Genomic DNA, 23,306 nt, shown 5'->3' with positions numbered 1-23,306 from the left:
ATGCCTGAAAACTCTTCAGGCATTTTTTTTTATAAAAACATTCACATCATCTCCAGCGCACTTTTGCTATATTTACACAAAGTAATATTATGCGTCTTTTTCTTTTATGCTTTTTTCTATTTTCGGTCAGTATGTTTTCGCAAGAAGACTTGCTCGCTAAAGAGTATTCTAAAAACGGTGAGTTTGAAAAAGCGCTTTTAGCATATCAAGAATTACATAGAAATTCGGCTAATAATAATGCCTATTTTTTAGAGCTTATTAAAACGCATCAGCAGCTAGAACAATTGGATCAGGCTGAAGCTCTTTTAATCCAGCAAATTGAACGGGTAAAATACCCCGCGCTTTATGTAGAATTGGGTTATAACTACCAATTAAAAAACGATTTAGAATCTGCCAATGCCAATTATAAGAAAGCCATTTCCTTTTTAGACGAAAATCCAAATTTCGCGTATTCAATTGGTAAGTTTTTCGAAAATCGCTCCCTTTTAGATCAAGCTATTACCACTTATGAGAAAGCCATGGTCCTAAAACCAGCCATGAATTTTAACATTCAACTATCACGTATATATGGGGAGCAAGGCAATGTAGAAAAAATGTTTAGTAGTTATTTAAATTTTGTGGATGTTAATAGTTCCTATTTAAATACCATTAAACGCGCCATGAGTGATTTTATAACAGATGATTCAGAATATGATAATAACATCATTCTAAAACGCTTATTACTCAAAAAAATTCAACAAGAACCAAACCTACTTTGGAATGAATTGTTGAGTTGGCTTTTTATTCAACAGAAAGATTACAATAAAGCATTTGCTCAAGAAAAAGCTATTTTTAACAGACAACCTGAAAGTTTAGAACGTATAGAAGAATTGGCATTTACAGCTATGAATGACCAGGCCTATGAGGTTGCTAAAAGCATTTTTACCTACCTAACGGAAACGGCTCAAAATCCAGATGTTCAAATTGGCGCTCATTATAACTTATTACAAATTGCCTTAAAAACAGAAACCGATTTAAAAATAATAGAGGACACCTATTTAGAGCTTTTTGAGAGATTTGGAAAGTTTAATCAAACCATAAATTTACAAGTTTCTTATGCGCATTTTCTAGCATTTTATAAACATGAGCCCAAAGCTGCAACCACATTCCTGAAAGAAAGTTTAAAACTACCGCTATCTGACTTAGAAGAAGGAACCGTAAAATTAGAATTGGGTGATATTCTTGTTTTACAAGAAAAATTTAATGAAGCTTTAATTTATTTTACACAAATTCAACGGAATCTAAAAAACAGCACATTATCTCAAGAAGCCCGTTTTAAAGTAGCCCAAACAAGCTATTATAAAGGGGATTTTAAATGGGCAGAATCTCAACTTAAAATTTTAAAATCATCAACATCTCAACTTATTGCTAATGATGCATTGGATTTAATGTTACTAATTACAGATAATAAATTTGAAGATTCCACGCAAGCCGCTTTAAAACTTTACGCCAAAGCCGATTTAATGGCCTTTCAAAACAAACCCAATGAAGCCATTGCGCTTTTAAATACCATTTTAAAAAATTACAAAGGACAATCCATAGAGGATCAAGCACTTTATAAGCAGGGCAAACTGTATGAGTCTAAAAATCAATTTGAAAAAGCAGTCGTTAATTATCAAATCATCATTGCTAATTTTAAAGATGATATTTTAGCCGATGATGCTTACTTTGCTTTAGCCGAATTGTATGAAAATCAACTTCAAGACCCACAAAAAGCCAAAGAAAACTACGAGCAAATTATTTTTAATTATCAAGACAGTATTTACTTTGTGGATGCACGCAAACGATACCGTGTTTTACGAGGAGACGATTTAAATTAGAAAATAGTACCTTAATTCACGAAAAAAGGTCAAAACCTTTTGATGATGAGCGCGAACTCCTGTAATTTGCACAACTAGGTATTTAAACAGCAAATTTTACACGCATGATTATTTATAATGTAACTATTAACATAGAAAAAAATCGCCATCAAGAATGGTTAAATTGGATGAAAACAGACCACATTCCAAAAGTATTAGCTACAGGAAAATTTAAAGACGCCAAACTAACACGTGTTTTAGTTGAAGAGGAAATGGGTGGTGTTACTTATTCTGTTCAGTTTTGCGCGCACTCTAGGCAAACACTAGATAGCTATTACAATAACGATGATGACGGATTGCGATTAGAAGGACTCAAAAAATTTGGAGATAAAATGCTTTTATTTTGCACCGAATTAGAAGTTATAGAAGAATTTACCATGAGTGCCAAATAGAGAGCAACTCATTTAAAAAAAAACAAAAAACCAAACATGTCTGTAAAAGCAAAAAAACATTTAGGCCAGCATTTCTTAACGGATGAAACCATTGCAGAAAAAATTGCCGATTCCTTGTCTTTTAAAGGCTACAAGCACGTCCTTGAAATTGGTCCTGGTATGGGCGTTTTAACCAAGTATCTTCTTAAAAAAGATATCACAACCCATGTTATAGAAATAGATACCGAATCTGTTGCGTACCTTAAAAACAACTATCTCAATCTAGCCGATCGGGTTATAGAGAAAGATTTTTTAAAATACGATTTAAAAGAAGTTTTCCATGATGAGCCCTTCGCTATAATTGGAAATTTCCCATATAACATTTCTACACAAATCGTTTTTAAAACTTTAGAAATGCGGAACCAGATTCCGGAGTTTTCAGGGATGTTTCAAAAAGAAGTTGCCCAACGTATTTGCTCCAAGGAAGGCAGCAAAGTGTATGGTATTTTATCGGTTTTAACGCAAGCATTTTACGATGCAGACTATTTATTTACCGTTCCGCCAACGGTTTTTAATCCACCACCAAAAGTGGAATCTGGTGTGCTTATACTAAAACGAAAAGAAAATTTTTCGCTTCCATGCGATGAGAAGTTATTTTTTAAAGTTGTAAAACAAGCCTTTCAACAACGGAGAAAAACATTGCGAAATAGCTTAAAAACCTTCAATCTGTCTGATAATTTAAAAGCAAATGTTATCTTTGACAAGCGACCAGAACAGTTATCTGTAACCGCTTTTCTGGAACTTACACAACTGATAGAAACTGATGAAAATGACTAAATCTTTGTTGTCTTAACAAAGTAACTTAACAAAAACGCATGTCCGAAGAACAAGAGAATATCCAATTTCAGCTTACAGACGAACTTATTGAACAGGTTGAGAATCTTATCGAATTTAAAAATGATAAGGATCTTAAAACTCTATTGATGGATTTTCACCATGCCGATATAGCCGAGATTCTTGATGAACTTAATCTGGAAGAAGCCGTTTATGTTATTAAATTATTAGATTCTGATACGACAGCCGATATTCTAATTGAGTTAGATGAGGATACGCGTGAAAAAATTCTTAAAAACTTATCGGCTAAAGAAATTGCCGAAGAAATTGAAGAATTAGACACCGATGATGCAGCCGATATTATTGCGGAACTTTCTGAAGAACGTCAAGCCGAGGTTATTTCTCATATTGAGGATACAGAGCATCGTGATGAAATTACCGAACTTTTAGCCTATGATGAAGACACAGCTGGTGGACTCATGGCAAAAGAACTCGTTAAAGTTTATGAAACTTGGACCGTTGCAGGTTGTTTACGCCGCATTCGTGGTCAGGCAAAAGATGTGAGACGTGTACATTCCATTTACGTAGTAGACAGACAGAATAAATTAAAAGGGCGCTTATCTTTAAAGGATTTAATTGTTGCTAAAAGCGACCAAAAAATTGCAGATATCTATATTACCAGTGTGGATTATGTTTTTGTAGACGAAGATGTTGAAGAAGTGGCTAAAGTTATGCAAAAATACGATTTAGAAGCCATTCCTGTAGTCGATAAAAATTACACCTTATTGGGGAGAATTACCATTGACGATATTGTAGATGTTATTCGTGAAGAAGCCGATAAAGATTACCAATTAGCGGCAGGTATCTCACAAGATGTAGAAGCCGATGATAGTATATGGAAACTCACAAAAGCACGTTTACCATGGTTATTAATTGGAATGTTTGGTGGTCTTGGAGCCGCTGGAATTATCGAGCAATTTAACGACCATATGGGAGCCTTCGTGGTACTGTTAAGTTTTGTACCATTAATCCAAGCAACCGCTGGAAATGTTGGTGTACAATCGTCAGCTATTGTTGTTCAAGGGTTAGCAAATGACACCATAGATGGCAATATTATTAAACGCTTATTGAAAGAAGCCTTACTCGGTTTAGTTAACGGAATCGCGATTGCTTGTATAGGTTTAGTCATTACACATTTCGTGTTTAGCACACCATACATTGTTTCTATAACTATTAGTATTGCACTAATAGCCGTGATAATAATGGCAGCAATAATTGGCACCTTTATTCCTATTTTTCTTAATAAACGAGGCATTGACCCAGCCGTAGCAACAGGACCATTTATTACTACCAGTAATGATTTATTTGGTATATTAACGTACTTTCTCATTGCCAAACTCATTTTAGGTTTTTAAAATATTTAAATAATTTGTGGTGTTACTATACAGTCGCACTATACAACTTAATTTTTTCTTGTTTTAAACGAAAGGATGCCGTTTCAACTGAAAAGAAATCTTGAGTCCTTATTTGCCAAATGAAACATGGACTCCTAAGTATGAGCACGAACAATATCTTGAATTGAAAATCGGGAGTTCATGTTTAGGTTTTATATATTTGAAGTAAACTAATCTGTTGTTTTTATACACATGAAAATACTCCACCTAGATACCAATCACCCATTAATGCTTGAGCAATTAAATGCTTTAGGCTTTCAAAACGATGAAGATTACACGGCTTCTAAATCCGAGATTGAGACCAAAATTCATGCCTATGATGGTGTTATTATTCGCAGTCGTTTTAGTATAGACAAGCAGTTTCTAGATGCGGCCACCAAACTAAAATTTATTGGTCGTGTAGGTGCTGGGGTGGAAAATATTGATGGTGACTATGCCAAGCAAAAAGGAGTTCAGCTTATTTCCGCACCAGAAGGAAACAGAAATGCAGTTGGCGAACATACTTTAGGCATGCTGCTTTCTTTATTTAACAAATTTAACAAAGCAGACCATGAAATTAGAAAGGGCCAATGGTTACGGGAAGAAAACCGAGGTGTTGAGCTAGATGGAAAAACCGTAGGCTTAATTGGTTATGGAAATATGGGAAAAGCCTTTGCTAAAAAATTACGAGGCTTTGATGTCACCGTTTTATGTTACGACATTCAATCCCATGTGGGCGATGAAAATGCCAAGCAAGTGGATTTAAAAACACTGCAAACCCAAGCCGATGTATTAAGTTTACACACGCCACAAACTCCCCTAACACTATATATGGTGAATACAGAATTTATAAACGCATTCCATAAACCATTTTGGCTGATTAATACGGCTCGAGGCAAGAGTGTTGTAACCGATGATTTGGTAACCGCTTTAAAATCTGGTAAAATTTTAGGTGCTGGATTAGATGTTTTAGAATACGAAAAAGCATCGTTTGAACAGTTATTTTCATCCAAAATGCCAGAGGCTTTTCAGTATTTAATTAAAGCCGAAAATGTGCTTTTAACACCGCATGTGGCTGGTTGGACGGTGGAAAGCAAGAAAAAATTAGCACAAACCATCGTGGATAAAATTAAAGTAAAATTTTGTTAATTCATCCTTATGAAAAAAACAGTATTTAAATACGGATTATATAGTAGTGGCTTATTAATATTACTATTTAGTGCGTCTTTTATTTTTGAAGATTCCATAGACTATTCCATGAGTGAAGTAATAGGTTATTTTAGTATAATTTTATCATTATTATTCATCTATTTTGGAATCAAATTTTATCGTGACACCATAAATAATAAAACTCTTAAGTTTTCGAAAGGGTTAAAAATTGGTCTGCTTATTTCCGTTTTCACCGCGTTAACATTCGGACTCATTAATGTGGTTTACACCTTATTTATTAATCCAGATTTCACAACAGAATATTATAATCATTCTATTGAAACCTTCCGAGAAACATTATCTGATGCTGATTTTCAAGCAAAATTAATTGAACTAGAATCGCAACGCGAAATTTTCGGGAATCCTTTTTTCAACTTTTTTCTTATGGCATTGACGGTTTTTGTTATTGGATTTATAATATCCGTAATTTCAAGTTTAATACTACAACGTAAAAGCAAATAGAATGCAATACAAAGCAACATCGGCTGAAGATTATATTAATCAAACGCCTAAAGAACGCCAAGAAACACTAAAAAAACTTCGTAAAACTATAAAGGATAATTTACCCAAAGACTTTCAAGAAGGTATTCAATATGGTATGATTGGTTATTTTGTACCACATAGCATTTACCCGGACGGATACCATTGCAATCCAAAAGAACCCTTACCTTTTATGAGTTTTGCGTCACAGAAAAACTCAATTAATTTATATCATAGCGGTATCTATGCGGTTCCAGAAATTCACGACTGGTTTGTTTCCGAATATCCAAAACACTGTAAACGAAAACTGGATATGGGCAAAAGCTGTATCCGATTTAAAAAGATAGATGAGATTCCTTTAGAGCTTATTGCGGAACTTTGTAAAAAACTCACCGTAAAAGAGTGGATTTCTATTTATGAAACAAACATTAAAAAAGCATAATTATGAAAAAACGCGTTACAGGAATTGGTGGTATTTTCTTTAAAGTAAAAGACCCTAAAGCGTCCAAAGAGTGGTATAAAACCCATTTAGGTTTTAATACAGACGATTATGGCAGCACCTTTAAATGGAAAGATCATGAGGGTAATGATTGCACCACACAATGGAGTCCATTTCCCGAAGACACAACATATTATGAGCCTTCTAAAAAAAACTTCATGTTTAACTATCGTGTTGAAAATTTAGTTGAACTTTTAAAGACCTTAAAGGAAGAAGGTGTAACCATTGTAGGTGACATGGAAGAATATGAATACGGTAAATTTGGTTGGATTTTAGACAATGACGGAAACAAAATAGAACTCTGGGAACCCATAGACAGCGCATTATAAATAAACTAGCCAAGGTTTTAGATTATTAAAGCAATATTAATCGTCCGTTTGTTCAGACAATTTACGTTCCAATTCAGCCTGAAACTCTTCCATTACTGGCTTTACTGTGCTTTCGGGTAAATCGGCAATTTTAATATACATTAGTCCATCAACGGAATTATTAAATAAGGGATCCACATTAAATGCCACTAATCTGGCGTTTTGTTTTATATATTTTTTCAATAATACCGGTAAACGTAAAGCACCTGGTTCTACTTCATCAATAATTTTATCAAATTTATTTAAATCGGCTTCCGCTTCATCAAACACAAAATCCTTATCAGCATCTTTCAGCTTAACTTTAAACTCTTTTTTAGGGTGTACATATTGCGCGACATAGGGATCGTAATAATGAGATTTCATAAACTCAATCATCAACGATTTAGAAAAATTAGTAAACTGATTGCTAATACTTACACCGCCAATTAAATATTTATGCTCGGGGTAACGCAACGTAGTATGTACAATACCTTTCCAAAGTAAAAATAAAGGCATCGGTTTTTGCTGATAACTTTTTATAATAAACGCACGACCCATTTCAATGGATTGGCTCATCATTTTATGTAATTCTGGCTCAAAACGGAACAAATCTTGCAAATAAAAACCATTAATTCCAAACTTTTTAAAAATCTGGGAGCCTAAACCCATTCTATATGCACCCACAAGAATATTGGCTTCAGAATCCCAAAGAAACATATGGTGGTAATAGGTATCAAAGGCATCTAAGTCAATAGCCTCATTGGTTCCTTCCCCAACTTCACGAAAGGTTATTTCGCGCAAACGACCAATTTCTTGTAAAATATTTGGAACTTTATTGGCTGGCGCAAGAAATACCTCGTAGTTTTTACTTTGAAGTAACCTGAAATCGTCTTCACGAAGCGCGTCTACTTCTTCGGTCATTAACTTTTTATCAACCTGACCAACAATACGTTTTGGTGGTTTTGGTAATTTCAGTTTATTTGGAAAATTGCTTAATAAATTATCCTTTTCATCAAAAGAATTGGATAACATATAGGTTTTTCGTCTTAAAAATTCTGAAAAACCCTCTAAAGTTGAATGTTCATTTTGATCAGCAACGGAAATAGGCCTACCAATTCTAACTCGAATGGTGCGACGTTTTTGTGTTAATAATTCCGAAGGCAATTTAGCGGTTCTAAACGTATCGCTAATTTTAGATAATTTATAAAATAGCGAGCTGTTTTTGGCATGAAAATAAATAGGAACAACCGGTACATTGGCTTTTTGAATAAGCTTAATTGCTGCGAGTTCCCAAGGTTTATCTACCACTAATTTGCCATCACGGTAGGTGGAAACTTCGCCGGCTGGAAATACGCCTAAGGCATGACCATCCCGTAAATGAAGAATGGCATTTTTAAATCCTGCAATGCTAGATTGTGCATCTTTTTTATCCTCGAAAGGATTTACAGGCATAATGTATGGTTTTAAAGGCTCAATTCTATTCAACAAAAAATTAGCAATTATTTTAAAGTCTTTACGCTGTTCTAACATTAACTTTAAAAGTAGAATACCATCAATGCCACCTAAAGGGTGATTGGAAACGGTAATAAAAGAACCTTCTTTTGGAAGTCGTTTTAAATCTTCTTCAGGTATTTCAAATTTTATTTGAAACTCATCCAGAATAGCATCCAAAAATTCTAAATCAGACAAATGTTTATTGCGATTGTAGATTTCGTTAAGCGTTGAAATTTTTAGTAATTTCATTAAACCCCAACCTGCTAACGTACCAATTACGCCATACTTATCAAGTTGTATAGCTTTTGAAACTTCCTTTGCGTTTACTAATCCTTTATCTGATTGTTTACTCATTTAAACAAATGTAATTAAAAAATTATTTGGTTATCATTTGCATGGTTTCCTGTGCTAATTGCTTCATTAAAACAGTTTTACCTTCTTCCAACTGCGCCACTACATCTAAATTATAATGCCTGATAGTGTATAAAGATACATTTTCATGGCAAGTTACCTTAAATTTTGCTTTTAAATGTTGTAGTAATTTTTCAAGATTCTGATAAATATCATCCACACATACCGAAAAACTAATAGCAGAGTTTTGAATAACGTCCACCTTCATTTTATACAAATGCAATAAATTAAAAATATCACTAATGTTTTCTTCAACTATGTAGGAGAAATCTAATGATGACAATGAAATTAAAATCTGATTGCGTTTTAAAATAAAACATGGAATTTCAGGTTCAATTCCTTTACCTCTTCCCACACAGGTTCCCGCATTTTTAGGATGCAAAAACGACTTTACAAACAACGGGATTTCCTTGCGCTGTAATGGCTGAAGAGTTTTTGGGTGAATTACTGATGCCCCATAAAAAGCCAACTCAATAGCCTCACGATAGGATATAGAATTTAGTAATTGGGCGTTTTCAAAATACCGTGGATCCGCATTTAAAACACCGGGAACATCCTTCCATATGGTCACACTTTGGGCATTTAAACAATACGCAAAAATAGCTGCTGTATAATCACTTCCTTCACGACCCAAGGTGGTGGTAAAATTATTAGCATCACTACCTAAAAAGCCTTGGGTAATGTTCAGTTTATTTTTATTAAAATGCGTGGTGATTTGGGTTTGTGTGTCCAACCAGTTCACATTGGCGCGTCTGTAATAGCTATCCGTTTTTAAAAACTCACGAACATCCAACCAATTGTTTTCAAGTCCTACATCATTTAGGTAAGCACTAATAATGGCAGTCGAAGCTAACTCACCATAACCGATAGCCTGATCGTAAACAAAATTATAATCTGGCGATTTATTCCGATCGAAAAATACAGCTAATTCATCAAAAAGTTTAGAGATTTTTTTAAAAATAGCATGGTTTTCATTTTCAAATAAATCGAGTAAAATAGCATTATGAAATTTCCTAACCTCTTGCAATGAGCTCTGTAATTCCGCTTTATTGTCAAAATAATTGCCAATTACACCTTCCATGGCATTCGTTATTTTACCCATAGCAGAAACGACAATCAAGGTGTTATCATGCCCAGCTTCACGCAAAACGGTAACTAAATTTCTTACCCCTTGTGCATCTTTTACCGATGCACCACCAAATTTAAATACTTGCATGTTAAATGTTTGAAATATATTTTTTTATTGCGGCTTCATTAAGTTGAACCACATCCCAATCGCGCATAACGTTAGCTCCTTTTTGTTCATAAAATGCTATAGCAGGTTCATTCCAATCGAGGACTTCCCAACAAATTCGCTTTACACCTAATTTATAACCATATTTAACAACCTCATCCAATAAAATAGTACCAATTCCATGGCCACGCATTTCTTGACTAACCACTAAATCTTCTAAATGTAAAACGGAACCTTTCCAAGTTGAGAAACGCATATAAACTAACGCAATGCCTATAATATTATTTTGGCTTTCGGCTACAAAACAATGAAAAACGGGGTTTTCACCAAAACCTCCAAGTTCTAAATCGGTAACTGTAATTTCAACGGCATCGGGTTCTTTTTCATAAACGGCTAATTCGTTTATCAATTTTAAAACCGATTCCATATCTGCTTTTTTAGCGTCTCTTACTACAATATCCATAAGCCTAATTTTGGCGTAAATATAGTTTAAACTTGGGTATTTAGCCACATTAAAACCTATTGAAAAGGTTGTAGTTTCCTAAAAAATACGATATTTGCATAAACCATACATACACTTTTATGTCTAGAAAAAATCAAACACTCGGTGAATTTATTATTGAGAATCAATCGTCTTTCAAATACACATCTGGCGAGTTATCAAGACTTATAAATTCCATTCGTTTAGCCGCTAAAGTGGTAAATCACGAAGTGAATAAAGCCGGTTTGGTTGATATAATTGGCGCTGTTGGAGAAACCAATATTCAAGGTGAAGACCAACAAAAGCTAGACGTTTATGCCAATGAAAAATTCATTCAAACACTAACTAATAGAAATATTGTTTGTGGAATTGCTAGTGAAGAAGAGGACGATTTTATATCCATTAACAGCCAAGATGAAAACAACAACAATAAGTATGTTGTTTTAATTGATCCGTTGGACGGCTCGTCCAATATTGACGTGAATGTTTCGGTTGGAACTATTTTTTCTGTTTACAGACGTGTAACACCGGTTGGAACACCCGTTCAATTAGAAGATTTTTTACAAAAAGGCAGCCAGCAAGTCGCGGCTGGATACGTCGTTTACGGCACATCCACCATGTTGGTTTACACAACAGGTGCTGGTGTAAATGGGTTTACATTAAATCCTGCTATTGGTACTTTTTACTTATCGCATCCTAATATGACATTTTCTGAAGACGGTAAAATTTATTCCGTAAACGAAGGGAATTACATTCACTTTCCACAAGGCATTAAAAACTACATTAAATATTGCCAAATGGAAGAAGGAGACAGACCTTACACGTCCCGATACATTGGCTCGTTAGTTTCTGACTTTCATAGAAATATGATAAAGGGCGGTATTTATTTATATCCAAAAAGTTCTAAAACCTCAAACGGAAAATTACGTTTATTGTATGAATGTAATCCTATGGCTCTATTGGCAGAACAAGCCAAAGGTAAAGCCAGCGATGGCTTTAACCGTATTTTAGATATTGAACCAACGGAACTTCACCAACGTGTTCCTTTTATTTGTGGCAGCAAAAATATGGTAGAAAAAGCAGAGGAATTTATGCGTTTAGCTGAATAAAACATGCTCATTTAAAGCTAAATAGATTGGTGAAATTAACAATTTACAGGATAAACAAAAAATAAAAAAAGCCACTTAAAAAGTGGCTTTTTTATTCTATTTCAATTCAAATCTTAACGATTCATATTTTTCATTTCTTCGATAAACGTATCTAAATCTACACCATTATCCACAAGGGTTAAGGCTTTGTCTACAACGTATTTAACGTTTTCAGATGAAAACCCAAGACCAATGGCTATTTTACGCATAACAATTTCTTCATGATCCCCTTTAATGTGATCTACATAAACCATACGTGCCAAATCAAACAAACGCTCTAAACGTCTATCATAGGATGTTGGTGGATTAATAGGATGCGATTGATAATCTTTCAAAATCGTTTCGTAATCGCTTTCACTTATATCTAAGTTTCTTGCCAAACGGTCCAAAAAAGCTTTCTCTTCATCGGTAATAATACCATCATCCATGGCAACTCTGACAATGGATGCAAAATGATCTTCGTTACGTTTTTTAAATCCGCTATCGAATAAATCTGAAAATGACATATCTTTCTATTTTTAATCCCAACATTTAGGGACTGCAAATATAAATAAAGTTAGCACTCTTTAAAATATTAATTTCGCTTTTTTAAACGGGCAATTATGACTATTAAAACTTTGATAAAACACCAAATTATCAAACAAAAAACAGGTTAACATCCACAGAAAAAAGAAAGTTTAAAGTCTGTAATTAGTATATTTGCACAAAATAAAATTGCTTTTGAGTAAATCCATCCTCTCGCAAACATACGCACAGGCTTTGCAAACGCAAAATCTGCAAACTGCTATTGCCCAAACTGAAAATCGCACACATGTAAAAGGCCTTGTTGGCTCGGCATTTTCTCTCGTTATTAGTGAAGCTTTTAAACAAGCGGACAAACCGTTCTTACTCGTTTTTAACGATAAAGAAGAAGCGGCTTTTCACCTCAACGATTTGGAAGCCATGTTGAATGATAAAGATGTACTTTTTTATCCAGGTAGCTACAGAAGACCGTATCAAATTGAAGAAACGGATAATGCCAATGTTTTATTACGTTCTGAAGTTTTAAACCGCATCAACTCCCGGAAAAAACCAGCCATTATAATCACTTATCCAGATGCGCTTTTTGAAAAAGTAGTAACGCGTAGAGAGTTGGACAAAAACACGTTGAAAATTTCGGTTACTGACAATTTATCCATTGATTTTGTTAACGAAGTCCTTTTCGAATACAAATTTAAACGTGTTGATTTTGTTACCGAACCTGGGGAATTTTCAGTGCGTGGTGGTATTGTAGATGTGTTTTCATTTTCCCATGACGAACCCTACCGAATTGAATTTTTTGGTGATGATGTTGATAGTATCCGAACCTTTGATGTGGAAACACAATTGTCCACAGATCAGATTAAAAAAATAAGCATCATTCCAAACGTTGCAAATAAATTTCTTGACGAAAGCAGACAAAGTTTCTTAAAATACATTGCCCAGAAAACCGTTGTTTTTACAAAAAATGCCGATTTGGTTTTCGATAGAATTGACGATTTTTATAGCAAAGCCGAAGAGGCTTTTAAAAATCTAACGTCAGAACTCAAACATGCTGAGCCCGAAACCTTGTTTTGTAATGCAACCGAATTAAAAAAGCAATTACTGGATTTCAATTTAGTAGAATTTGGTAGCAAAGCCGTTTTTGCTTCACAAGACAATATAATTACATTCAACACCACACCACAACCGGCTTTCAATAAGCAATTCAACTTATTGATAGACGATTTAAACTTGCATCATGACAAAGGCTACACCAATTACATTGCCTGTGTTAGTGAACAGCAAGCCAAACGGTTTCATGATATTTTTGATGATGCGGAACAAACCGTTCATTATAAAACCATCGTCCTGTCTTTATACCAAGGATTTGTAGATCATGATAATAAAATTACCTGTTATACGGATCACCAAATATTTGAGCGCTATCATAAATTCCATTTAAAGAATGGCTATGCTAAAAAGCAGGCTATAACTTTAAAAGAACTAACTAATTTAGATATTGGCGATTATGTAACGCATATTGATCATGGAATTGGTCGCTTTGGAGGTCTTCAAAAAATAGATGTTGAAGGCAATAAGCAAGAAGCCATTAAACTAATTTATGGCGAACGTGATGTGCTGTATTTAAGCATTCACTCGTTACATAAAATCACCAAATTTAATGGTAAAGATGGTAAGCCGCCAAAAGTTTACAAATTAGGAAGTAAAGCCTGGAAAACGCTTAAAGCAAAAACGAAGTCGCGCGTTAAGGAAATTGCGTTTAATTTAATTCAAGTTTATGCCAAACGAAAATTAGAAAAGGGCTATCAATATCAACCAGACAGCCATATGCAACATGAGCTAGAAGCCTCTTTTATTTATGAAGATACACCAGACCAAAGTACCGCAACGGCCGATGTAAAAGCAGATATGGAAAGTGAACGTCCTATGGACAGACTGGTTTGTGGTGATGTGGGTTTTGGTAAAACGGAAGTCGCTATTCGTGCTGCTTTTAAAGCCGTTGATAATGGAAAGCAGGTTGCCGTTTTAGTGCCCACAACTATTTTGGCTTATCAACATTCCCGTACATTTAGAGAGCGTTTAAAGGATTTCCCAGTTACGGTAGATTATCTAAATCGTTTTAGAACGGCTAAAGAAAAACGTGAAACACTAGCTAATCTAGAATCTGGAGCTGTAGATATTATTATTGGCACACACCAATTGGTGAATAAAAATGTCAAGTTTAAAGATTTAGGTTTGCTAATTGTAGATGAAGAGCAGAAATTTGGCGTTGCCGTAAAAGAAAAATTAAAAACCTTAAAAGACAATGTAGATGTCCTGACCTTAACGGCAACACCAATTCCAAGAACCTTGCAATTTAGCTTGATGGCTGCTCGCGACTTATCAGTTATTACAACGCCTCCACCTAATAGATACCCAATAGAAAGTCATGTCATTCGATTTACCGAGGAGAGCATTCGCGATGCTGTAACTTATGAAATTCAGCGCGGTGGACAGATATTTTTCATCCACAACCGCATTGAAAACATCAAGGAAGTAGCAGGTATGATTCAACGACTAGTTCCTGACGCTAAAATTGGCATTGGTCACGGCCAAATGGAAGGGAAAAAACTAGAGCAATTGATGTTAGCTTTTATTAATGGTGAATTTGATGTATTAGTTAGTACCACCATTGTAGAAAGCGGTTTAGATGTTCCGAATGCCAACACTATTTTTATTAATAACGCGAATAATTTTGGCTTAAGTGATTTGCACCAAATGCGCGGACGCGTAGGGCGAAGCAATAAAAAAGCTTTTTGTTATTTCATTACACCAGAATATTCGGCTATGACCGAAGATGCTAGAAAGCGGATTACAGCTTTGGAGCAATTTAGCGAATTAGGCAGCGGTTTTAATATTGCCATGAAAGATTTAGAAATTCGTGGTGCTGGCGATTTATTAGGTGGTGAGCAAAGTGGTTTTATAAACGACATTGGTTTTGATACCTATCAAAAAATTCTAAATGAAGCCATTGACGAACTGAAAGAAACCGAATTTGCAGATTTATATGAAGATGATGGTAAAGAAAAAGAATACGTTAAAGACATCACGATAGACAGTGATTTTGAATTACTATTTCCAGATGATTATGTGAATAATATTGCCGAACGTTTAACGCTGTACACCAAATTAAATGAGGTTAAAACAGAAGATGAACTTCTAAAACTAGAAAGCGACATACGCGATCGTTTTGGGGAACTACCAACCCAAGTAGAGGATTTAATGAATAGTGTTCGGATAAAATGGGTAGCAACTAAAATAGGCCTTGAAAAAGTAGTGATGAAACAAAATAAACTGATTGGGTATTTTATTACCGATCAGAAAAGTGGTTTTTATCAAAGTCCCAATTTTACACGTGTATTACAATTTGTACAATCACATCCGCAAGCTTGTAAAATGAAAGAAAAGCAAACTAGAAATGGCTTGCGACTATTATTAACCTTTGAAAACATTAAAAGTGTTGACAAAGCTTTACAGGTTTTAAAACCTATTGTGGCATAAGCTTTGTTAATTTAAATGAAACTCAAATCATGAAAAACCATCTTTTCCTTCTGTGTCTGTTTGTATCTTTTACAACGTTTGCGCAACATCATATTCAAGGTCAATTTTCGCCAGCCGAATCCTTCAATTTTGCTTTACTTTATCATGTAACACCTACTGGAACAAACTATGTAGAACAGGCAAAAACCGATACTGACGGGTATTGGTCTATAGAATTGCAGGCAGGTTCTAAAATCGGAATTTATAAAATAGTGTATGCAACTCCTGTTGAAGACAATAATTTTGATGTTTTTTACAACGGTAAAGAATCTATTTCTTTGCTATTCGATATAGAAACAGGATTGCATTTTACAGCTTCCGAAGAAAATAAATTATGGCACACTTATACGGATAGTATTTTAAAAATAAACAGTGCGATTGGCAGATATTATATGTCGCAAAAAACAGATTCATCTGAAATAACAGCCATTTTCAAAAACCTAAAGAGCACACAAGACTTTTACGAAAAAGCATCGACTAATATGATGATTTCGCCTTTTGTAAAATCGAATAAAACCTATATTCCTAGCGCTTATGAAGATGTAAGCACCTATTCATTAAACTTAAAAAAGCATTATTTTGATTATATGGATTTCAGTAATCCTTTGTTGCAAAGTTCTGATTTTTTAAATGAACGTGTTACGGCCTATGTGTTTGCTATGCCTGAAGATGCTAACTATTACAAAATGGCTGTGGACGATGTGGTAAAAGCAACAAACGATACCGACGAAGCCAAAATTATGGTTTTGGAAAATCTGTGGAAAATCATGATAGATAAACAGCAACCCGACGTGGCAAATTACATTAGCGACACCTATTTATTACCCCTTGCTAAAACCTTTAACAGAACCTATTTACTGGAAACGTTGGAAGATTATAATAAATCTGCTATCGGTAAAAAGGCTATGGATTTCAATTTTACATATTTAGAAAATAGCAAGGCTATAAAAACCAATTTACACCGTTTTAATCCAACAAAAAGTACGCTTCTAATTTTCTGGAGTAGTGGCTGTGGGCATTGTTTAGAAGAATTACCAAAAGTAAAAACTCTTATGGCGCAACATCCCGAAATTACCGTTTTAGCGTATGCTTTGGAAGATGGCGTTAGAAACTGGAATCAAACTATTGAGCATTTTCCAAGTTTTATTCATACTTACGATTTAAAAAAATGGGATAGCCCATTAATTAAGGCCTACGGCATTTCTGCTACGCCATCCTATTTCGTTTTAGATAGCGATAAGGTTATTTTAGCAAAGCCAGAACATGTTGAAGATTTGGAAACTTATTTTAATAAATAATTTCAGAAATCAGAAAATAATCATTTTTGATGGCGACTTAAAAATGATAAAACGCATTTTCATAATGCGTAATGGTTTCCGTGGTTTTATTTTTCAGAACAGCTATAATATCAAACCGACTATCTAAATCAATATCATTTTCGGTTACATAAGCATCCATAGCTTTTACGAGTAATTTAACTTTTCCAGGTGTAACAAATTCTTGCGGATCGCCAAAAAAATCAGAGTTACGGGCTTTCACTTCTACGCAAATCATCTGATTATTATGTTTGGCAATAATATCTATTTCGGCTTTTTTAAATCGGTAGTTTCGCTCTAGAATAACATAGCCTTTAGCTTGCAAATATTCTGCCGCTAGTTGTTCTCCTAATTCACCTAATTCGTTATGATGTGCCATGACTACTTCCCATATAAACCCCTATTAGTTACAAGATAGTGAATTAGCAGAAATTAAATCTATGTAAGTTCAAGCTTATAACCTACGCCATGTATGTTGGTGATTTTAATGGAGGTATCATCTTGGAGTTTCTTACGTAATTTAGAAATATACGTATCCAAACTTCTGCCAACAAAAACACCATGATCTTCCCACACTTTTTTAGTGAGTTCATCGCGTTTTATGATTTGATTTGGGTTGGCTGCAAATATTTCTAATAGCTCACATTCCTTTTTAGAAAGACTGATTTCCTCCGCATGTTTGACCAGTTTGTTCTGTTCCGGATAAAAGTGAAAACTGCCAATTTCTGAATAACTCCCAACTTCTTTAGTGCTTAAAACAACTTCTTTTCGTTTATAAAAACCAAAAAACAATAAGCCAAAACCACTTAATAACAAGCTATAAAGCCCAGCTTTTTTTAAGGATGCATGCGGTTTTAAATCCGTAAATACCACCTCGATGGCGTAGCAACTTTCCGGTAAATATCTGCCACTACAAGGTACAATGCTATTTTCTACATTATTTAAAATTTGAAAACTATAAGCCACTTCTTGAGCTTCGCAAGCAATAGTTTCAACTATATAATTATTTGGAAGTGCTGACTTATGAAATGAGGCGTCAATTATGGACACTAACTGACTAGGCTCGAAAGATAAGGGCTTTTCAAAAGTTAATTGGAAAGTATTATTTTTAAGCGCTTTTACAGGTAAAACCAAGGATGTAGAATCTTGGTTTATAAGCAATAATTGGTTGCCAACTTCACGTAATGACACTTTAACGCGTTCAGAAAATAAGGTTGAATCATCTTTGGTAGTGAGTAGTAATACAATTGATAATAAGACAATTAGTAAGCCACTAATTTTAAAAATAAATCTTTTTGCCATAACAGGTGTAAATAACTAACATTTTGAGGACTTTTTACAACTGTTCACACTTCTTTTACAATTTTTTGACACTTTTTACACGTGTTTCAGGGAGTTTTACTAAACAATCAAAACGAATCAATTATGTATAAATCAATTATTTACAGTCTTATTTTTTTAGGCACATCTTGTGGTCAAACAAAAATTACAGAAACGGAAACCATTCAAAATCTAGCACTAAAAACTAAAACTGAAACGTCAAATTATATGGAGTTTAACGGTAATCCCCTGTTTATTTCCGATCCTTATGATATAGAATTATCAATTGAAAAAAACGGAAATAACGGCTATCAGTTAGTAACCGAAATCATATTAAAAAATGATTCTTATTTTGTGTCTCCACATTCAAAGGTTGCGTACAAAGGCCGGTTTAGTTCTGGTTTACAGAAAAACGCGAACCTAGAAATGACAAATAATATTATAGAAATACCGCGTTCTGTTGAAGAAATAGTTCCGCATCCCTTTGTAAACGGCCCGGTGAATTGGGTACGGGAAAACACTACCTATACGCAACCTTTAAAACTTAATACAAATTCAGATTTTGAGGTTTCTGGTTTAATAAAATTCACCATTGAACCACGCTGCTCACTAGAAAAAATAGATTATACAATACGTTATAAATTGGGAAATATGACTGTGCAAATTTTACAAGGCTGTCAGATTATTGAGCTATAATGCTAGTTAAAACATAAGCATTTAGAAATTTAATATTGCTAGATTAAGTCGTACCTTTGTGTTTACTTTAAAAACGCGGTATGGCAAGTCAAATAAAATGTCCGAATTGTGGAGTTTACAATACAAATCAAGATTATTGTACAAACTGCGGCACGTTATTATCCTACCAGAAGCGACGAGAATTAGCGTTTGCGCAAGATGAAAAAGACCGTAAAGAACGTGAGCGCATCCAAAAGGAAGAATCGCCTTCCTTCTACGAAAAAAATAAAGATCACCGCTTTTTAGTGGTTCGTATATTTGTTAAAGTTACACACTCCATCTACGTGGCATTTATGGCTATTGGCATGTTCATTGCCTGGTTGATATCTTCCATTGTAGCATGAAAATTTTAAAACACCCATTTTTTTTTATCAGTGCCTTAATTGCAACGTTAATTTATTTAGCTCAAAGGTTTCAGGTGTCACTTCCAGATTGGATTAATTTTTACGTGAATGATTTTTTATGCATGCCTATCGTTTTAAGTTTGTGCTTGGCCGTAATTAGGCACCTGAAACAAACCGATAATCTCTACGTTCCGTTGTTGGCTGTTTTGGGATTAACAACCTATTTTGCTTTATATTTTGAATGGTTTATGCCACAAATCAGCACACGATACACAGCGGATATAACAGATGTTGGTTTATATTATTTAGGAGCCATGTTGTTTTTCAAAGTTCAGAAACGCTTATTTTGAAAATTGTACTGTAGATTGATCTTTACCAACCACCAATTCCACGTCTTGCCCTAAAATCATGGCGCGATTATCATCTTCATGACCAGCAGGCATATTAAAGGCAATTGGAAAATCATAGTCTGATAAAGCATCTAAAATTAATTGTTCAATAGAACTTCCCCAAGCTGTTGTGTTTTTTCGCATTTTAGTCATATCACCAACTAAAACGCCCGCGCAATTATTAAAATAACCAGCGCGCTTTAAACTTTGTAACATACGATCTACATGGTATTTGTATTCGCCAATTTCTTCAATAAACAAAATTTTACCCGATGTATCTATACTACTTTTAGAGCCTAACATGGTATGAAGCATGGTTAAATTACCACCAACAATAGGTGCATTTACAACGCCCACTTTATTATATTTAGAACCCCTTAAAGTATAAGCAATGGGCTCGCCAAACAGTGCTTTTTTAAAGGTAGCAATCGTCTGGTCTAAACCGGTTTCATCAGCTGTTAAACTAGTGCACATCATGGCATGAATGGTTTCAAAACCTTCATTATGAAAATCGTTATGTAAGGCTGTAATATCACTATAACCTATTAACCATTTTGGATTTTTTTTAAGTTGTGTATAATCTAATTTATCTAAAATCCTTACGGTTCCATAACCACCTCTTGCAGCCCAAATAGCACTAACCGTAGGATTATCCATCGCTTTTTGAAAATCTTCACAACGTTCCAAATCTGTACCTGCAAAATGATTGTCTTGACTAAAAACATGCTTACCAACCAAAGCATGCAATCCCCAACTTTCTAATAATTTTACAGCGCGTTGGACTTCGGCTTGACGGTTTTTTAGAATTCCCGAGGGTGCTACAATAGCAACCGTATCACCTGCTTTTAAATATGGAGGTTGTATCAATTTTTGCAGTTTTTGAGTTGATGATTCTACCTGTTTTGCCGTATCTGTTCCAAAGAACAAAACCGAACAAAACAGCACAATTAATAATGAGATTTTTGACATAGTGTAAATGTACATTTTTTTTCACATGTTATAAATTTTAACAACCATAAATCAGAAACAAGTTATCTTAAAAAAGCCATCTAAAATTTATAATTTCACACGTTTAAATAGACCTTAAAATGCGTACTTTTGTGACTTCAAAATAATAATTAAAAACAGTAAGGCATGCATAGGCTTATTGTTTTTGACACAAGTTTATTAATATCATGAATCAACCAAAACGATATACTATTACAGCCGCTTTACCGTACACAAACGGTCCTATCCATATTGGCCATTTGGCTGGTGTGTATGTACCTGCTGATATTTACGCGCGTTATTTACGTTTAACAAATAACGATGTTGCCTTTATTTGCGGCAGTGATGAACACGGTGTTCCTATTACTATTAAAGCTAAAAAAGAAGGTGTTTCACCTCAAGATATCGTTGATAAATACCATGCGATTATTAAAAAATCTTTTGAAGATTTCGGAATTACCTTTGATAATTATTCCAGAACGTCTGCAGAAATTCATCATGATACGGCTCAAGAATTTTTTAAAACCTTGTATGATAAAGGAGAATTTATAGAAGAAATTACCGAGCAATTATACGACGAAGAAGCCAACCAGTTTTTAGCCGATCGTTTTGTAACAGGAACCTGTCCAAAATGTGGTAATGAAGAAGCTTATGGCGATCAATGTGAAAAATGTGGTAGTAGTTTAAATGCTACAGATTTAATTAATCCGAAATCTGCTATTACTGGAAATGTTCCAACAATGAAAGAAACCAAACACTGGTTTTTACCTCTAGATAAACATGAAGCTTTCTTAAAAGAATGGATTTTAGAAGGTCACAAAAAAGATTGGAAACCTAATGTTTACGGACAAGTTAAATCGTGGATTGATGATGGTTTACGTCCAAGAGCCGTAACCAGAGATTTGGATTGGGGAATTCCTGTTCCTGTTAAAGGTGGTGAAGGCAAAGTGCTTTACGTTTGGTTTGATGCTCCTATCGGTTACATTTCTGCTACTAAAGAATGGGCAGAACGTGTAGGGAAAGATTGGGAACCGTACTGGAAAAGTGATGACACCAAATTGGTACACTTTATTGGTAAAGACAATATTGTGTTTCACTGTATTATTTTCCCAAGCATGCTAAAAGCTGAAGGTTCGTATATTTTACCAGATAATGTGCCAGCTAACGAATTTTTAAATTTAGAAGGTCAGAAATTATCAACCTCAAAAAACTGGGCCGTTTGGTTACCAGATTATTTAGTGGATTTTCCAAATCAGCAAGATGTGTTGCGTTACGCCTTAACAGCCAACGCACCAGAAAGTAAGGATAACGATTTTACCTGGGCAGATTTTCAGGCTAGAAATAACAATGAACTCGTGGCTATTTTCGGGAACTTTATTAATCGTGTGGTCGTTTTAACCAACAAGTATTATGATGGTTTTGTTCCGGAAGCATCTGAATTTTCAACAGTAGATGAAGAAACGCTTGCAGCAATAAAAGCCTATCCAGCCGTGATATCTAGTTCTATAGAACGCTATAGATTTCGTGAAGCAAGTCAAGAATTCATGAATTTAGCGCGATTAGGTAATAAATATTTAGCAGATGAAGAACCTTGGAAACTGGTTAAAACAGATGAAGCGCGAACCAAAACAATTATGTTTGTCGCTTTACAAATTGCTTCCGCTTTAGCCACTTTAGGCGAACCATTTTTACCGTTTACATCTGCAAAATTGAAAAAGATTCTTCGCGTAGCTGAAAATGATAGTGATAGTTCTGGTGAAGTTAAGAACTCATGGAACGATATTTCAACCAAACCAACTCTAATTCCAGCAGGACATCAAATTGGTCCAGCCGAATTATTATTTTCTAAAATAGAAGATGAAACCATTCAACTGCAATTAGAAAAATTAGAAGCCAGTAAAAAAGCCAATGAAGCTTCCAATAAAGCCGTAGAGCCTGAAAAAGAAACCATTAGTTTTGAGGATTTCTCGAAACTCGATTTACGGGTAGGAACGATTTTAGAGGCCGAAAAAATGCCAAAAGCCAATAAGCTTTTAGTGTTAAAAGTAGACACAGGTATTGATGTTAGAACCATTGTTTCCGGAATTGCCGAAAGTTTTAAACCCGAAGATATTATTGGCAGAAAAGTGACGGTTTTAGTCAATTTAGCTCCTAGAAAGTTACGAGGGGTGGAAAGTCAAGGCATGATTTTAATGACGGAAAACCCGGAAGGCGCATTGGTATTTGTAAATCCTGATGATGCTTCGGTAACAAATGGACTTCAAATTTCTTAAAC

At 34.6% G+C, this 23,306-nt stretch carries 22 protein-coding genes; 15 read left to right on the top strand and 7 right to left on the bottom strand.

Features of this window, described 5'->3' with window-relative positions; all coding sequences use genetic code 11:
* Nucleotides 1-89 precede the first annotated feature (89 nt).
* From GMA17_RS14365 to GMA17_RS14330, 8 genes are all read left to right on the top strand, one after another.
* On the top strand, nucleotides 90-1,859 hold the full coding sequence (locus GMA17_RS14365) for a tetratricopeptide repeat protein (protein ID WP_248397362.1): 1,770 nt from the start codon (nucleotides 90-92) through the stop codon (nucleotides 1,857-1,859).
* Between the two features lie 104 nt (nucleotides 1,860-1,963).
* Nucleotides 1,964-2,290, top strand: a complete 327-nt coding sequence (locus GMA17_RS14360; protein ID WP_248397360.1) for a DUF4286 family protein — start codon at nucleotides 1,964-1,966, stop codon at nucleotides 2,288-2,290.
* A gap of 36 nt (nucleotides 2,291-2,326) precedes the next feature.
* Nucleotides 2,327-3,106 (top strand): 16S rRNA (adenine(1518)-N(6)/adenine(1519)-N(6))-dimethyltransferase RsmA, encoded by a 780-nt coding sequence (rsmA, locus tag GMA17_RS14355; protein WP_248397358.1) that lies wholly within the window; start codon nucleotides 2,327-2,329, stop codon nucleotides 3,104-3,106.
* Between the two features lie 38 nt (nucleotides 3,107-3,144).
* Nucleotides 3,145-4,518, top strand: a complete 1,374-nt coding sequence (mgtE, locus tag GMA17_RS14350) for a magnesium transporter (protein ID WP_248397356.1) — start codon at nucleotides 3,145-3,147, stop codon at nucleotides 4,516-4,518.
* 231 nt (nucleotides 4,519-4,749) lie between these two features.
* On the top strand, nucleotides 4,750-5,685 hold the full coding sequence (locus tag GMA17_RS14345; RefSeq protein ID WP_248397354.1) for a 2-hydroxyacid dehydrogenase: 936 nt from the start codon (nucleotides 4,750-4,752) through the stop codon (nucleotides 5,683-5,685).
* 9 nt (nucleotides 5,686-5,694) lie between these two features.
* Nucleotides 5,695-6,207, top strand: a complete 513-nt coding sequence (locus GMA17_RS14340) for a DUF4199 domain-containing protein (RefSeq protein ID WP_248397352.1) — start codon at nucleotides 5,695-5,697, stop codon at nucleotides 6,205-6,207.
* Between the two features lies 1 nt (nucleotide 6,208).
* Complete coding sequence (locus GMA17_RS14335) at nucleotides 6,209-6,667, top strand: DUF1801 domain-containing protein (protein WP_248397350.1); 459 nt, start codon at nucleotides 6,209-6,211, stop codon at nucleotides 6,665-6,667.
* Between the two features lie 2 nt (nucleotides 6,668-6,669).
* On the top strand, nucleotides 6,670-7,053 hold the full coding sequence (locus GMA17_RS14330) for a VOC family protein (RefSeq protein ID WP_248397348.1): 384 nt from the start codon (nucleotides 6,670-6,672) through the stop codon (nucleotides 7,051-7,053).
* A gap of 36 nt (nucleotides 7,054-7,089) precedes the next feature.
* Here the strand turns inward: GMA17_RS14330 and GMA17_RS14325 are convergent, their stop codons facing one another.
* Genes GMA17_RS14325 through GMA17_RS14315 form a run of 3 tightly spaced genes read right to left on the bottom strand, consistent with a single transcriptional unit; the run spans nucleotide 7,090 to nucleotide 10,673 of the window.
* Complete coding sequence (locus tag GMA17_RS14325; RefSeq protein WP_248397346.1) at nucleotides 7,090-8,919, bottom strand: lysophospholipid acyltransferase family protein; 1,830 nt, start codon at nucleotides 8,917-8,919, stop codon at nucleotides 7,090-7,092.
* A gap of 22 nt (nucleotides 8,920-8,941) precedes the next feature.
* On the bottom strand, nucleotides 8,942-10,192 hold the full coding sequence (locus tag GMA17_RS14320; protein ID WP_248397344.1) for an aspartate kinase: 1,251 nt from the start codon (nucleotides 10,190-10,192) through the stop codon (nucleotides 8,942-8,944).
* Between the two features lies 1 nt (nucleotide 10,193).
* Nucleotides 10,194-10,673 (bottom strand): GNAT family N-acetyltransferase, encoded by a 480-nt coding sequence (locus GMA17_RS14315; protein WP_248397343.1) that lies wholly within the window; start codon nucleotides 10,671-10,673, stop codon nucleotides 10,194-10,196.
* A gap of 119 nt (nucleotides 10,674-10,792) precedes the next feature.
* Here GMA17_RS14315 and fbp point away from each other — a divergent pair, with 119 nt between their 5' ends.
* On the top strand, nucleotides 10,793-11,800 hold the full coding sequence (gene fbp, locus GMA17_RS14310; protein WP_248397341.1) for a class 1 fructose-bisphosphatase: 1,008 nt from the start codon (nucleotides 10,793-10,795) through the stop codon (nucleotides 11,798-11,800).
* A 113-nt stretch (nucleotides 11,801-11,913) separates the two neighbouring features.
* Here the strand turns inward: fbp and GMA17_RS14305 are convergent, their stop codons facing one another.
* Nucleotides 11,914-12,345 (bottom strand): TerB family tellurite resistance protein, encoded by a 432-nt coding sequence (locus tag GMA17_RS14305; protein ID WP_248397339.1) that lies wholly within the window; start codon nucleotides 12,343-12,345, stop codon nucleotides 11,914-11,916.
* A 214-nt stretch (nucleotides 12,346-12,559) separates the two neighbouring features.
* Here GMA17_RS14305 and mfd point away from each other — a divergent pair, with 214 nt between their 5' ends.
* The gene (gene mfd / locus GMA17_RS14300; protein WP_248397337.1) at nucleotides 12,560-15,901 is read left to right on the top strand and encodes a transcription-repair coupling factor; all 3,342 of its coding nucleotides are present in this window, start codon (nucleotides 12,560-12,562) and stop codon (nucleotides 15,899-15,901) included.
* A gap of 29 nt (nucleotides 15,902-15,930) precedes the next feature.
* On the top strand, nucleotides 15,931-17,238 hold the full coding sequence (locus tag GMA17_RS14295) for a TlpA disulfide reductase family protein (protein WP_248397335.1): 1,308 nt from the start codon (nucleotides 15,931-15,933) through the stop codon (nucleotides 17,236-17,238).
* Between the two features lie 37 nt (nucleotides 17,239-17,275).
* On the opposite strand, the gene GMA17_RS14290 is transcribed toward GMA17_RS14295, so the two are convergent.
* On the bottom strand, nucleotides 17,276-17,635 hold the full coding sequence (locus tag GMA17_RS14290; RefSeq protein WP_248397333.1) for a YraN family protein: 360 nt from the start codon (nucleotides 17,633-17,635) through the stop codon (nucleotides 17,276-17,278).
* A gap of 59 nt (nucleotides 17,636-17,694) precedes the next feature.
* A complete protein-coding gene (locus GMA17_RS14285) occupies nucleotides 17,695-18,558 on the bottom strand; it encodes a winged helix-turn-helix domain-containing protein (protein WP_248397331.1) in 864 nt (287 codons plus the stop codon).
* 123 nt (nucleotides 18,559-18,681) lie between these two features.
* On the opposite strand from GMA17_RS14285, the gene GMA17_RS14280 reads away from it, so the two are divergent.
* The 3 genes from GMA17_RS14280 (at nucleotide 18,682) to GMA17_RS14270 (ending at nucleotide 20,005) form a co-directional block, all read left to right on the top strand.
* Nucleotides 18,682-19,272 (top strand): hypothetical protein, encoded by a 591-nt coding sequence (locus GMA17_RS14280; RefSeq protein ID WP_248397329.1) that lies wholly within the window; start codon nucleotides 18,682-18,684, stop codon nucleotides 19,270-19,272.
* Nucleotides 19,273-19,352: 80 nt separating this feature from the next.
* Nucleotides 19,353-19,655, top strand: coding sequence for a hypothetical protein (locus GMA17_RS14275; protein WP_248397327.1), 303 nt, complete (start codon nucleotides 19,353-19,355; stop codon nucleotides 19,653-19,655).
* The gene (locus GMA17_RS14270; RefSeq protein WP_248397325.1) at nucleotides 19,652-20,005 is read left to right on the top strand and encodes a hypothetical protein; all 354 of its coding nucleotides are present in this window, start codon (nucleotides 19,652-19,654) and stop codon (nucleotides 20,003-20,005) included. Before GMA17_RS14275 ends, GMA17_RS14270 begins: the two co-directional genes overlap by 4 nt.
* On the opposite strand, the gene GMA17_RS14265 is transcribed toward GMA17_RS14270, so the two are convergent.
* Complete coding sequence (locus GMA17_RS14265) at nucleotides 19,997-21,013, bottom strand: LD-carboxypeptidase (RefSeq protein WP_248397323.1); 1,017 nt, start codon at nucleotides 21,011-21,013, stop codon at nucleotides 19,997-19,999. The two genes, GMA17_RS14270 and GMA17_RS14265, sit on opposite strands and share 9 nt — an antisense overlap.
* A 206-nt stretch (nucleotides 21,014-21,219) precedes the next feature.
* On the opposite strand from GMA17_RS14265, the gene metG reads away from it, so the two are divergent.
* Nucleotides 21,220-23,304: a methionine--tRNA ligase gene (gene metG, locus GMA17_RS14260; protein WP_248397321.1), complete on the top strand. Its 2,085-nt coding sequence runs from the start codon at nucleotides 21,220-21,222 to the stop codon at nucleotides 23,302-23,304.
* Nucleotides 23,305-23,306: the final 2 nt, after the last annotated feature.

This window comes from Bizionia sp. M204 (genome assembly GCF_023205095.1).
Taxonomy (GTDB): Bacteria; Bacteroidota; Bacteroidia; order Flavobacteriales; family Flavobacteriaceae; genus Algorimicrobium; species Algorimicrobium hallyeonense.
The sequence above is the reverse complement of the archived record's forward strand: the minus strand, read 5'-3'. Positions and strand labels throughout refer to the sequence as shown.

Coding starts and splice junctions, on each gene's coding strand:
- GMA17_RS14275 (WP_248397327.1), top strand. CDS start 19,353: ATGGCAAGTCAAATAAAATGTCCGAATTGTGGAGTTTACAATACAAAT.
- GMA17_RS14330 (WP_248397348.1), top strand. CDS start 6,670: ATGAAAAAACGCGTTACAGGAATTGGTGGTATTTTCTTTAAAGTAAAA.
- GMA17_RS14320 (WP_248397344.1), bottom strand. CDS start 10,192: ATGCAAGTATTTAAATTTGGTGGTGCATCGGTAAAAGATGCACAAGGG.
- GMA17_RS14360 (WP_248397360.1), top strand. CDS start 1,964: ATGATTATTTATAATGTAACTATTAACATAGAAAAAAATCGCCATCAA.
- GMA17_RS14290 (WP_248397333.1), bottom strand. CDS start 17,635: ATGGCACATCATAACGAATTAGGTGAATTAGGAGAACAACTAGCGGCA.
- GMA17_RS14295 (WP_248397335.1), top strand. CDS start 15,931: ATGAAAAACCATCTTTTCCTTCTGTGTCTGTTTGTATCTTTTACAACG.
- GMA17_RS14340 (WP_248397352.1), top strand. CDS start 5,695: ATGAAAAAAACAGTATTTAAATACGGATTATATAGTAGTGGCTTATTA.
- fbp (WP_248397341.1), top strand. CDS start 10,793: ATGTCTAGAAAAAATCAAACACTCGGTGAATTTATTATTGAGAATCAA.
- rsmA (WP_248397358.1), top strand. CDS start 2,327: ATGTCTGTAAAAGCAAAAAAACATTTAGGCCAGCATTTCTTAACGGAT.
- GMA17_RS14325 (WP_248397346.1), bottom strand. CDS start 8,919: ATGAGTAAACAATCAGATAAAGGATTAGTAAACGCAAAGGAAGTTTCA.
- GMA17_RS14345 (WP_248397354.1), top strand. CDS start 4,750: ATGAAAATACTCCACCTAGATACCAATCACCCATTAATGCTTGAGCAA.
- GMA17_RS14335 (WP_248397350.1), top strand. CDS start 6,209: ATGCAATACAAAGCAACATCGGCTGAAGATTATATTAATCAAACGCCT.
- GMA17_RS14315 (WP_248397343.1), bottom strand. CDS start 10,673: ATGGATATTGTAGTAAGAGACGCTAAAAAAGCAGATATGGAATCGGTT.
- GMA17_RS14265 (WP_248397323.1), bottom strand. CDS start 21,013: ATGTCAAAAATCTCATTATTAATTGTGCTGTTTTGTTCGGTTTTGTTC.
- GMA17_RS14270 (WP_248397325.1), top strand. CDS start 19,652: ATGAAAATTTTAAAACACCCATTTTTTTTTATCAGTGCCTTAATTGCA.
- GMA17_RS14305 (WP_248397339.1), bottom strand. CDS start 12,345: ATGTCATTTTCAGATTTATTCGATAGCGGATTTAAAAAACGTAACGAA.
- GMA17_RS14285 (WP_248397331.1), bottom strand. CDS start 18,558: ATGGCAAAAAGATTTATTTTTAAAATTAGTGGCTTACTAATTGTCTTA.
- mgtE (WP_248397356.1), top strand. CDS start 3,145: ATGTCCGAAGAACAAGAGAATATCCAATTTCAGCTTACAGACGAACTT.
- GMA17_RS14280 (WP_248397329.1), top strand. CDS start 18,682: ATGTATAAATCAATTATTTACAGTCTTATTTTTTTAGGCACATCTTGT.
- GMA17_RS14365 (WP_248397362.1), top strand. CDS start 90: ATGCGTCTTTTTCTTTTATGCTTTTTTCTATTTTCGGTCAGTATGTTT.
- metG (WP_248397321.1), top strand. CDS start 21,220: ATGAATCAACCAAAACGATATACTATTACAGCCGCTTTACCGTACACA.